The organism is bacterium (genome assembly GCA_026416715.1).
Classification (GTDB): domain Bacteria; phylum UBP4; class UBA4092; order JAOAEQ01; family JAOAEQ01; genus JAOAEQ01.
The window spans coordinates 1-11,660 of the sequence record JAOAEQ010000008.1 but is presented as its reverse complement, the minus strand read 5'-3'; the positions used below and the strand labels follow the sequence as shown (position 1 = coordinate 11,660).

At 39.5% G+C, this 11,660-nt stretch carries 9 protein-coding genes and 1 tRNA gene; 5 read left to right on the top strand and 5 right to left on the bottom strand.

Annotated features, from left to right (window positions below):
• Window positions 1–89 precede the first annotated feature (89 nt).
• The 4 genes from N3A72_04650 to N3A72_04635 form a co-directional block, all read right to left on the bottom strand.
• Window positions 90–386, bottom strand: coding sequence for an HPr family phosphocarrier protein (locus tag N3A72_04650; GenBank protein ID MCX7918892.1), 297 nt, complete (start codon window positions 384–386; stop codon window positions 90–92).
• Window positions 387–504: 118 nt separating this feature from the next.
• Window positions 505–1,434 carry a PTS system mannose/fructose/sorbose family transporter subunit IID gene (locus N3A72_04645; protein MCX7918891.1) on the bottom strand — a complete coding sequence of 310 codons (930 nt, stop codon included), beginning with the start codon at window positions 1,432–1,434 and terminating at the stop codon, window positions 505–507.
• A gap of 68 nt (window positions 1,435–1,502) precedes the next feature.
• Window positions 1,503–2,213 carry a PTS sugar transporter subunit IIC gene (locus N3A72_04640; GenBank protein MCX7918890.1) on the bottom strand — a complete coding sequence of 237 codons (711 nt, stop codon included), beginning with the start codon at window positions 2,211–2,213 and terminating at the stop codon, window positions 1,503–1,505.
• A gap of 253 nt (window positions 2,214–2,466) precedes the next feature.
• The gene (locus N3A72_04635; GenBank protein MCX7918889.1) at window positions 2,467–3,078 is read right to left on the bottom strand and encodes a histidine phosphatase family protein; all 612 of its coding nucleotides are present in this window, start codon (window positions 3,076–3,078) and stop codon (window positions 2,467–2,469) included.
• Window positions 3,079–3,252: 174 nt separating this feature from the next.
• Here N3A72_04635 and N3A72_04630 point away from each other — a divergent pair, with 174 nt between their 5' ends.
• Window positions 3,253–4,878 carry a glycosyltransferase family 39 protein gene (locus N3A72_04630; GenBank protein MCX7918888.1) on the top strand — a complete coding sequence of 542 codons (1,626 nt, stop codon included), beginning with the start codon at window positions 3,253–3,255 and terminating at the stop codon, window positions 4,876–4,878.
• 111 nt (window positions 4,879–4,989) lie between these two features.
• Here N3A72_04630 and N3A72_04625 read toward each other — a convergent pair whose 3' ends face one another.
• Window positions 4,990–6,558: a calcineurin-like phosphoesterase family protein gene (locus N3A72_04625; protein MCX7918887.1), complete on the bottom strand. Its 1,569-nt coding sequence runs from the start codon at window positions 6,556–6,558 to the stop codon at window positions 4,990–4,992.
• 147 nt (window positions 6,559–6,705) lie between these two features.
• On the opposite strand from N3A72_04625, the gene mgtA reads away from it, so the two are divergent.
• The 4 genes from mgtA to N3A72_04605 all read left to right on the top strand — a co-directional run bounded on the left by mgtA (window position 6,706) and on the right by N3A72_04605 (window position 11,337).
• Window positions 6,706–9,345 (top strand): magnesium-translocating P-type ATPase, encoded by a 2,640-nt coding sequence (gene mgtA, locus N3A72_04620; GenBank protein MCX7918886.1) that lies wholly within the window; start codon window positions 6,706–6,708, stop codon window positions 9,343–9,345.
• Window positions 9,332–10,717: an MFS transporter gene (locus tag N3A72_04615; GenBank protein MCX7918885.1), complete on the top strand. Its 1,386-nt coding sequence runs from the start codon at window positions 9,332–9,334 to the stop codon at window positions 10,715–10,717. Before mgtA ends, N3A72_04615 begins: the two co-directional genes overlap by 14 nt.
• Before the next feature lie 122 nt (window positions 10,718–10,839).
• Window positions 10,840–11,127 (top strand): hypothetical protein, encoded by a 288-nt coding sequence (locus tag N3A72_04610; GenBank protein MCX7918884.1) that lies wholly within the window; start codon window positions 10,840–10,842, stop codon window positions 11,125–11,127.
• A gap of 134 nt (window positions 11,128–11,261) precedes the next feature.
• A tRNA-Thr gene (locus N3A72_04605) sits at window positions 11,262–11,337 on the top strand.
• The last annotated feature ends 323 nt before the right edge of the window (window positions 11,338–11,660 follow it).

The following is an 11,660-nucleotide window of genomic DNA, read 5'->3' as shown; positions in this document are numbered from 1 at the left end:
TTAATCATAACGATAAAACGAAAAAACTGTTGAACTTCCGTCCTTATGGTTTTCCCGTTTTTCCGTTCTTTCGTGCTTCCCTAACTATTTTATATTCCTACTGTTTTATCATTGGATAACTCCGCAAATTGCGTCGTAAATAATTCTTCTAGCGCAGCAACCGCGGCCTCTGCATCATCACCCTCAGCGCTAATCACCACCGTTGAATTTGGTTCCGCTCCGAGCATCATTACGCCCATAATACTTTTCGCATTCACTTTCTCTCCATCTTTTTCAAGCGTTATCTCGGATTTATATCGGTTCGCTACTTTAACTAAAATTCCAGCTGGGCGGAGATGGAGCCCAAGTTCATTTAAAACTTTTACTGGACGTGATACTTTCGCCATGGATCCCCTGTGGATTAGCCCAAATAAAAATAAAAAAGTCTATTTATCTAAATAATGAAGTAATTACGACCAAAATATATCGTTGAACGTGTTAATGGTATCTTTTTTGATGTGCGCTTTAGCCTTTCGCTTGTTCTTTAATATCTCCCCAAAATACCACGGTAAAATAGAGCATCATAACGATACCGACTAGCGCAAACCCGTAAATCTGCCCGAGTCGATATTGTATAGTCAACTCATAACCGCTTATTGCTAATAATCCCAGGAGAAATATTCGGGTCGTATGCATCTTTTTATGCAATCCAATATACACAATTAGCGTCAATATCAGTATTTTAATAGCGAACCACAATCGCTCATAGGTCAGGCTATGCCAATCCGATGTGGTGGAGCAAAAATATAATCCTGTCAACCCGAGAAATATCCCAGCTATTGCGAGACCGACTTTTTGTAGTTTCTCAATCGTATTCGCGAGATTAAACTGCCGCAACCATAACACTATATCATCGCCAAGTTTATACCCACGATAGACCCCACCGATGCGAATATAAATATGTGCTACATTATACCATACGACGAACCCGATTGGGGCTAGCGCTGCTACGGTCCAATTAGGGATATTTAAAATTACCATCATTACGGCTAATAATGCTAAAAATGGACGGAATGTTGACCAGAAGAATGTGTCTCCGAGAGCACCGAATGGACCCATTAATGTAGTTTTGATATTTTGAATATCCTGTTCAGCTCGCAAAAATGCTGCATCAGATGGTTGTGCGTTTTCGTTAGCTAGTTTTTCTTCTTTAGCAATAACTAATCCTAAAATGTATGAAGCAAAATAGGGATGGGTATTGAAAAATTTCAGATGCCGGGATAACGCTTGTTTCCGTTGCTCCGCAGTCGAATATAACCGGCGCAAGACCGGCAGGAGACTATACGTGAATCCGATATTAAGCATCCGTTCGAAATTCCATACTGCCATGATACAACTTGCGCGAAGCCCAACCCAAAATAACGTTAATTTAGTTATCGGTTTACTCTCCGCCATTATATTCTCCCCTATTTCCCATTTATCAGCCGGTATGATTTGCTATTCTCTCCAATTATGGTTATTTTTCAGATTTTGAATAGATAAGTATATACAACGGTCAATATTAAACCTGCGCTGAGCCCTATCAAGAAATATCGTTTCCGATTCGGCAGTTGGAATAAATCTAAAATAACCGCAATACCTATCGCGACTAACAGCAATACCGTATATTGCAGCAAATTTAATCGGATAACCGAAGGGATTCCAACAACGAAAATAGATACGGGAATAATCGTTCCGATAAAAATCAATATGGTCGCAGTACTCCAAATCAATAAAATCGAAATAAAATTTATTGTATCTATCTCATGGAACATTCCGCGTTCTGCAGCACGGTCCGCCATGCGATTAAACCGATTATTGAATTTCCGAATCGCTATGGTTAGCGCACCACCAATCCATCCGTTAATTATTCCGCAGACCAGCGCAGCAGCTAATGCTAATGAACCGATTGGACCAACCGCATTCTGGATGAAGCTAATATAGATGATTGTTGCGGTTATCGCCGAAATAGGCGCTTCAGGCGGAACATGCGACCCGATAGGCAGCTTCCCAATCCAGAGGAGTTCTAGTAGTGCTCCAATAAGTAATCCGCTCTGCCAATCGCCGAGAAACCATCCTAGCAATGGCGCACAAACGATCGGTTGCGAAACCATTATCTGCGCTACTGCTGCGGAATCAAGGAAAATCAATCCACCGAGCATAGCTGCATTAAATATATCTAACCAAAAATACATAATAATACTTAATATTTATCGGTTGAATTTTATCAAAGCTTGCTTATTTTGAGCAAGGTAAATCTCTCTGTACTATAAACACTACAAACGAAAAACCTACATCACAAAAAAATATGCACCAAGTTCACCGGGGTTTTACCAATAATCATAGATGAAAGACCTTGGAAATATTTCTCATAGTTTAATATACTATCCTTTTATGATAAACAACAAACGTTGCGCCTTGGAGAGTTGGTACTAAAAGACGTTATGGTTAAGTGGAAGAAGATGCGGACGACCCTAAATAAAGAATTTTACTTTTGCCATTATCATATTCAACGATATGATACCGAGCGTTATCTAGCCAATATTTCGATCGAGCGATTAACCCTTCGCCAGTAATATATTCCATTGCAACTGCAAGGGAACCGCCGTGAGCGACAATAGCAATAGTCTGATTCGGATGACGATGGATAATCTCTTGAATTGTTTTTACCACGCGAGTCAATAATTGATGTCTACTTTCTCCGCCGGTGCGTATTGCATGAACTGGGTCGGCTTTGATTCGAGCAACTTCTTCCGGGAACTGGTTTTGCATCTCTTCAAAAGTTTTCCCTTCCCAAATACCGAAACTGCATTCGCGTAATCCCGCATGTTTATGAATCGGAATATTTCTGCCGTTAGAAATAATGGTTGCAGTCTGAACTGCACGGATTAAATCGCTAGTATAAATAACGTCAATCGGTTCGTTTTCCAACTGTTTCGCTAGCATCCGTACCTGATGGCGACCGTTCTCGTTCAGCTCGGTATCACTATGTCCTTGGTATCGCTGCTGGATATTCCAATCGGTTTCACCATGGCGGATTAAAATCAATTTCGTTGCCATAAAATATGGTTTAGTTGACTCCGTATATCGAAATCTAGAATAAATCCTAATGAAATTTTCAATTAAAAACAAACATTTTTAGTTATATTTTAGATTTAAAATGTATGCTGTTTAAACGGCCTATATTCTTTTACTTACTAGTTTACCTTAAAATACGATAAAATAAAAAGCGGTATGCAAAAATTTGATTTGATAATTATACTCATGTTGTTCTTAACAACATTTTTTATATTGAGCGCGACCAGCGGTCATTATGGTCTTGCTTGGGATGAACCATATAATTTTCAACCAGCAATCGATGCATATCGTTGGTTGAAACTTCTGTTCACGCATCCGACTCAAGCCATTTCAGATACCGCAATCACACAATATTGGTTTAAGATACATGAACATCCGTCATTTTCAAAACTAATCACTGGGATAATGCACGGTTGGTTTGCGGGTATTTTCGGTGATCTATATGCGTTCCGGCTAGCAGAATTTATTCTATTCGGCTTGCTTATCGTTTTGATTTACCTATTTACCCTAGAACACTTCGACCGGTCGATAGCGCTATTTTCATCCGTTGCCTTTTTTTTAATGCCACGCATTTTCGGACAGGCACATTTTGCTACCACTGATATCCCATTAACGTTACTCTGGTTTGCAACCGTATTTTGTTTTTATAAAGGACTTGCCTCTACTGGTAACGACCAACAACGGTGGAAGTGGAGTGTTATAACCGGTCTTATCTGGGGAATAGGTTTGGCAACGAAAATTAACGTATTGTTTCTCCCGATACCACTTTTTCTATGGGCGCAACTCTATCGGCGGAAAGAATATGGAACCAACGCATTTTGTATGTTATTTATATCACCAATTGTTTTCTTCCTAACCTGGCCTTGGCTATGGTTCGATACCAAACATCGGATTATGGAATACCTTTTTTTCTACGCGCAACATAAGTTTACTACCGTGTACTATTTCGGAAAAATGTATCTACTCGTCCCTGCACCGTGGCATTACCCGCTGGTGTATACCTTGACAACGATTCCATTAACAATGTTAATCCTGATTGGTATTGCTATGTTCACAATGATATGGGAGAAAATGCCAAATGCAAAATTCCTAATACCTAATGTTAGTAAACAAAATCAGGTTGATTTTAAAATGCTAATATTGTTTAACGCCATGTTTCCGATTTTACTCCAATCAACTCCGGCAACCCCGAAATATGACGGCATTAGATTGTTCCTGCCGGCGTTTCCGTATTTAGCTATCCTCGCCGGGATAGGGTTCAAGTATCTTCAAGAGGGCATAAAAATAATTATCTCGAAACAATTTGGGGCTGATATATCACTCCCTTACATTTCGATAATATTATCAATTATCCTATTGGTTTTTCCGGTGTATCACGTTATTGACTCGCATCCATATCAGTTGAGTTATTATAACCAACTCGTTGGCGGAATCAATGGCGCTCTTCGGAAAGGGCTTGAATCGACCTATTGGTGTGAAGCAGTCAATTGTGATGTTCTGCGATATTTAAATAGGTTAGTTCCTGAAAATGGGAAAGTTCGGTTTCTGTCATTTAGCGATGAAGTGGTTCAATGGTATCAGGAACAAGACTATTTGCGGAAAGATATTCAATGTTTTTCTTCTGAAGAACCAGAATATTATATTCTTCACTGCCGGCAAGGGTTTTTTGGGGCGCTCGAATGGTATCTTTATAACACTGCAACTCCAATAAAATCATTTGGATATAAAAGCACTGTTCCACTGGTTCTCGTCTATAAAAATCGCTCGAAATATACCCGGTAAATAGGTTGTTTCATGCTAACGAAAGGAATTAAATGTCTGGATTAGAGTTTTATTAGACAGACTCCTAATCATAACTGCCAGACGTTTTTATCTAGCTTAATTAATTACCTATTACTGAATTGTAATAACCCGATAAGCGGTATAGACATGTCCAAACATATCCGTCGTTCTCACCTGAATAAGATGGCTCCCTTTACCTAAACTGGCAGGAATTGATGCGCGCCATATATGTGGGCATAGGATTGCGTTCGGTATCCAGTTAGGTTTCTCGGTAATTAGTTCAAACTGTTTAGTATAATAAGGGTCAGGAAGCGATACCTTTTCCATAGGAAACCAAGATCCTTTTTTCCCGAACTTAATTTCAACTTTCGATTTCGCTGAACCGGCAAAAATATTTACGATAATTCCTGTAGTTGTTATCTGGTCAATGGTAATTTCATCCGGCGCATAGAGATGCATCTGGAACGAGTTCGGTTTCTGCGCGACTTTATATTCGATAGAGTATTTATTCCCGGTAAATGTTATAATCGCATATCCGCTAGGTGTCCCATCTGACATCATTGAATGCGGAATACCATATTCATCTGGCATTCCGTACCACCAATTTCCGCAAACCGCACCGGCAATATAATGATGATGCGGTTCCACTCCAAACCAGCCATCCGCGCGGGTAAGAAACCGATGTTCCATAGTATGCTCATGCCCGGAAATTGAAAACGTATACGGAAACTGTTCCAACAGACGAAATAAACTCCCTTTTTCTCTAATATCCATAATCGGGATATGCATGGCGAGAACAATTAAATAATCTTTCGGGACAAGCGCTAAATCGTTCTTGATAAACTCGAGTTGGTCACGACCGAGTCCGCTGGTATATGGTGCAAGTTTTTGTCTCTGAGAATCATAGCTCCATGCAATATTTTCCAGCACTATAAAATGCACTTTCCCATACTCAAATGAATAATACACCGGACCGAAATAACGAGAATAGGTTTCATGGGTATATTTTTCTGTTGTAACATCATAATTCGAATCGTGGTTGCCGAACGTAAAATATATCGGTATACCAATATAACCAATTACCGATTTCAACTCAGGATATAAATCGAGAATATCACTCACGTTATCTCCTAGCGTTACCCCAAATTTCGCATCTGTATCAATCAGCTCTTCAACCACAGAACGCGCAAAATATTCGATGGTTTTACGATTCCTAACCTGAATATCGCCGAAAAAGAGCACTTTGAAATTGCTCGGTTCATCCTGCGGATAAAGCGGAAAATCGATTGATTCGGGTAATGCTCCAGTTGGAGTACTGCCTGCAAATCTCGTTGATGGTGACCCGTATGGTTTATAGATATAATAAAATTTCGGGAAATTATCCGCATCGAATGCGGTTGTCCATCCGGTAGGTTTAATAACAAAAAGAATCATATCCGCTTCGATAGGAATTCGATACCTACCCTGAACATCTGTGAGAACAATATCGCGACCATTTGAAACCCGAATGTTCGGAATCCCTTTTTCTCCAGGGTCATAAATCTGGTTACGGTTCGCATCATGATACACGAAACCGACAGCAAATAGTTGCGCTTGTTCTGATTTGGCAAAAAGTATCCCCACCACAAGTAAACTACAAATGAAAACTAAACAGCGAACTCGATACAAGAATTTTTCCATATAGCTATCCTTTCCTTGTTTGATTTTATCTTATTTTGAAGGTTAGTATTGAAGCATATAATTCAATTAGTTTGCAAATGAAATTCAGGGTATAATATTCAGCTATACCTACAAATCTTTTTTAAAAAATTAATTCTCCTAGTTTATATGATAAAACAGTTTATTTCGTGGTTCTTTAATCTCAATCAAGATAAATCGTTCTATACCCAAGGACCATCTGAACTATCGAAAAAGATGAGCAAAGTAGCAACATTGGAAATCTTTGAGGTATTCCGCTTCCTACACACTTCTGCTAACGGATTAACCAGTGAAGAAGCCGAGGTTCGGGTTAAAGAGTTCGGGTTGAATGAACTGGCGCATACCCGAAAAGGAAACACAGTTCTTGATTTGCTCGTTCGGTTCAAAAATCCGTTGGTGATCCAACTTCTTGTAATTGGGATCTTATCCTATATTATGGGTGAAATCCCGTCAACGATAATCGTTTCGGGAATGTTGTTTTTGAGCGTTTTCCTATCCCATTATCAGGAATATCGCTCGTCGAAAGCGGTGCAGAAACTCTACGCGATGATACGAACAACTGCTACCGTTGTCCGTGATGGGAAAAAACAAGAAATCCCGCTCCGGAATCTGGTTCCTGGTGATATTGTGCATCTTTCTGCCGGAGATATGATTCCGGCTGATGTCCGTCTGATTTCATCAAAAGACTTTTTTGTTAACCAATCTGCATTAACCGGCGAATCTATGCCGGTAGAAAAATTCGCTCAACCATTACCGACCATTGGAAACAATCCGTTAGAATTCCAAAACGCATGTTTTATGGGAAGCAGTGTTTATAGCGGGTCAGCGACCGCAGTTGTGGTTATGACCGGCACCAGAACTTATTTTGGTGGCATTTCGAAAAAACTTATCGGCCAGCGAGTTGAAACGAGTTTTGATAAAGGGTTGCGTCAGTTTACGCTAATGATGATTCGGATTATGGTCGTTATGGTAATCGTCGTGTTTGCGATAAACTATTTCCGCTGGGGAAAATGGCAGGAAGCGGTATTATTCGCGTTAGCGGTAGCCGTCGGCTTAACACCGGAAATGCTCCCGATGATTGTTACTGTGAATCTATCAAAAGGGGCATTAACGATGTCCCGGAAGAAGGTTATTGTTAAACGGTTGAACTCTATTCAGAATTTCGGTGCAATGGATATCCTTTGCACCGACAAAACCGGTACTTTAACCCAGGATAAAATCGTTCTCGAACGATATGTGGATGTTACCAACCAAGAAAATGAAGAAGTATTGCGCTATGCTTATATCAATAGCTATTACCAAACCGGATTGAAAAATCTGTTAGACATCGCGGTACTCAATCATACCGAATTTGCTGTTGAACAACATTATAAGAAAGTTGATGAGATTCCATTCGACTTCTCTCGACGGCGGATGTCGGTTATCGTTGAAGACCAACAGGCACCAGGAAAACATCTTTTGATTTGTAAAGGGGCACTGGAAGAAATTTTCCAAGCTTGCGACCGATTCATTGTTGAAGATGAAATCAATGAAATCTACGAATCGCTGAAACAAGATTTACGCGATGAATATCGGTCGTTAAGTGCTGAAGGGTTTCGCGTTCTTGCGGTAGCTTATAAGAATATATCTGAACCGAAATCGGCTTATTCCGTTCAAGATGAAACTTCGCTTATCCTTTTAGGATTCATTGCTTTCCTTGACCCGCCGAAAGAGACCGCTAAAGAAGCAATCGAATTGTTGCGAAAGAACGGAGTGGTAACCAAAATCTTAACCGGAGATAACGAATTGGTTACGCGCAAAATTTGCCGCGAGGTTGGTCTCGATTTTATTCCTCTCGTTACCGGAGACCAATTGGAAAAATTATCGGAATCAGATTTCATTGATGTCTGCGAACACGCAACGGTTTTCGCTCGGTTAACTCCAGAACATAAAGAAATGATTATTCGTGCATTACAGAAAAAAGGGCATGTAGTTGGATTCTTGGGTGATGGAATTAACGATGCGCCAGCATTAAAAACTGCTGATGTCGGAATATCCGTCGATACTGCGGTCGATATTGCTAAAGAATCGGCAGATATTATTCTCCTTAAAAAAAGCTTGTTAGTTTTAGAAGATGGTGTTCTGGAAGGACGGAAAATATTCGGAAATATAATTAAATATATCAAAATGGGTGCTAGCTCGAATTTTGGAAATATGTTTAGCGTTGTCGGTGGAAGCTGGTTTTTACCGTTTATTCCTATGGCACCGATTCAAGTGTTGGTTAATAATCTGCTATATGATTTTTCGCAAACCGGGATTCCGACCGACCGGGTAGATGAAGAGTATCTTCGTCAACCGCGAAAATGGAATATTGATAATATCCGGCGATTTATGTTTTGGATTGGACCAGTCAGTTCGATTTTCGATTATACCACTTTTTTCATAATGCTCTATATCTTTAACTGCTGGATTGCCGACAGTTATCACGAACAGCTATTCCATACCGGCTGGTTTATCGAATCGCTTTTAACCCAGACTTTGATTGTTCATATTATCCGCACGAATAAAATCCCATTTTTCCAAAGTCGCGCAAGCAAAATGATGAGTTTAACCACTCTTCTGGTTATGGGGATTGGAATTATGTTACCCATTTCACCGCTCGCGAAAAGTCTTGGGTTTGTAACTCCACCACCACTTTATTGGTTCTTATTAATAGCGATTTTGCTCACCTATTCTATTTTAACGCATCTGGTTAAAACCTGGTTTATTCATAAATATGGCTCTGATTAAGAATAACATCATTCCGCATAAATCCGTAGTTCTATTGATAACAACTCTCGGGTCGTTTCTTACTCCCTTTATGGGTTCTGCGCTCAATATTGCACTGCCGGTTATTGGCACTGAATTCCAGATGACTGCAATTGGTATAAGCTGGATAGCCACCGCCTATATGCTTGCGGCAGCAATGTTTCTCGTTCCATTCGGTCAACTAGCAGACATCTATGGTCGCAAGAAAATTTATCTTGTTGGAATTGCACTGTATACGGTTTCTTCATGTTTATGCACGTTAGCGAATTCGGGCGTTACATTAATCATTTTCCGTATCTTGCAGGGAATCGGCGGGGCAATGGTTTTCGCAACCGCAGTTGCAATTCTCACTTCGGTGTATCCGGTACAAGAACGCGGAAAAGTGCTCGGGATTAACGTTGCAGTAGTATATTTTGGGTTATCGGTCGGTCCGTTTCTCGGTGGAATACTTACGCAACATTTCGGTTGGCGGAGTATTTTTCTGATTAACGTCCTGCTAGGAATATTTATTCTATTAATCACCCTATGGAAACTTACTGGCGATTGGAAAGAAACTGATGAAAGGAAATTCGATATTATCGGTTCAATCATTTATGGAATAATGTTGATTGCGTTTATGTATGGATTAACACGTCTGCCGTCATTATCAGGTGGCGGATTTATTCTCATCGCAGGTGTAGGTCTATTAACTTTTATCGTTTGGGAAAAGAAAACAGCATCTCCGCTCGTTGAACTTTCAATATTACAAAATAACCGGGTATTCGTTTTTTCGAATCTAGCGGCGTTAATTAATTATAGTGCAACCGCAGCGGTGAGTTTCCTGTTAAGCCTATATTTACAATATATTAAAGGACTCTCCCCGCAATATAGCGGGGTTGTGCTTATTTTTCAACCAATGGTTCAAGCAATATTTTCCCCTGTTGCTGGTCGAATTTCGGATAGTATAGAACCGCGCATTGTCGCTTCGTTCGGTATGGCACTAAGTGCTATTGGATTGGCTTTACTTATCCTGATAAACACTACTACCCCCATATGGTATAGTATATTCAACTTGATGTTGCTTGGATTCGGTTTTGCGCTATTTTCTTCACCGAATACTAACGCGGTTATGAGCTCAGTCGAAAAACGGTTTTATGGAGTAGCTTCGGCAACAATGGCAACGATGCGGTTACTTGGTATGACCATTAGTATGGGTATAATCACGTTAATATTTTCAATATATATCGGTCGGGCTAAATTATCGCCAGAAAATTATCCACTACTTTTAACTAGCATTCGTATAGCATTTATTATTTTCACCATTCTTTGTGGTTTCGGTATATTAGCTTCATTAACACGCGGAAAAATTCACTAGTGTTTTTTAATTATGAACCATAGTATGTGCGCTGAACATTTATGGTATAATGTTTTCCGTATAGAACATTTAAAATACTATCTGATACCATTTAACTGAATCCTCAACAATCACTTTTGAACATGTTCCGTAGAATACTCAAAAAGTTATTGTTACCGAATACCAACCGAGACGTTATTTTCTTACATATACAATGTAGCCATTGTGGCGAAAAATTCATCATCCGGGTAAATCCAAAAGCAGATTTGGTTGCTGAACCAGGGAAAACGCCTGGCGCCTGTTATACTTTGCATAAAGAAGCGATGGATAATAAATGCTATCGGTTAATTAGGATATATTTGGAACTTGATGCAAACTATACCATTATTAGTCAGGATATCCAAGGAGGACAGTTGATAAATAATCATTGAATATATCATACCTTGCTTGACAAACCCATCTATGCTAGGGTATCTTATTTAATGGAGTTGAGATGATAAAATTTAGGACTAAGGACATCATGTTCTTAGTCCTTTTATTCTTAAACCCGTTTACCAGTAAAGATGCCCAAGTAGCTCAGTCGGTAGAGCACACCCTTGGTAAGGGTGTGGTCAGCGGTTCGATTCCGCTCTTGGGCTCCATCGAAAATTCAAAGTTGTAATCTTAAAATAGTATTAATCACTATCACGTATTAAAGTTCTGCTACTGTTAGCCCAAGTTTAGCTTACAATCAACGAGTTTAAAATGGAATTTGCCTTTTTATATCCTATTGTGTTATAATAATTATTTAAATTAGATATAAACGGTAAATTTTACTATATAAACTTAGTAAAACCATTAAATTACTTAATCTTTAATATCAACCTGAATATTTAGGAGGATTTAAGTATGGCGAAGCCGAAGTTTGAGCGGACGAAGTTACATGTGAATGTGGGTACGATAGGGCATATTGATCATGGGAAGA

Bases quoted from the DNA above. Each gene is read 5' to 3' on its own strand.
- N3A72_04650 (MCX7918892.1), bottom strand. From the start codon at position 386: ATGGCGAAAGTATCACGTCCAGTAAAAGTTTTAAATGAACTTGGGCTC.
- N3A72_04645 (MCX7918891.1), bottom strand. From the start codon at position 1,434: ATGGCGGAGAGTAAACCGATAACTAAATTAACGTTATTTTGGGTTGGG.
- N3A72_04640 (MCX7918890.1), bottom strand. From the start codon at position 2,213: ATGTATTTTTGGTTAGATATATTTAATGCAGCTATGCTCGGTGGATTG.
- N3A72_04635 (MCX7918889.1), bottom strand. From the start codon at position 3,078: ATGGCAACGAAATTGATTTTAATCCGCCATGGTGAAACCGATTGGAAT.
- N3A72_04630 (MCX7918888.1), top strand. From the start codon at position 3,253: ATGCAAAAATTTGATTTGATAATTATACTCATGTTGTTCTTAACAACA.
- N3A72_04625 (MCX7918887.1), bottom strand. From the start codon at position 6,558: ATGGAAAAATTCTTGTATCGAGTTCGCTGTTTAGTTTTCATTTGTAGT.
- mgtA (MCX7918886.1), top strand. From the start codon at position 6,706: ATGATAAAACAGTTTATTTCGTGGTTCTTTAATCTCAATCAAGATAAA.
- N3A72_04615 (MCX7918885.1), top strand. From the start codon at position 9,332: ATGGCTCTGATTAAGAATAACATCATTCCGCATAAATCCGTAGTTCTA.
- N3A72_04610 (MCX7918884.1), top strand. From the start codon at position 10,840: ATGTTCCGTAGAATACTCAAAAAGTTATTGTTACCGAATACCAACCGA.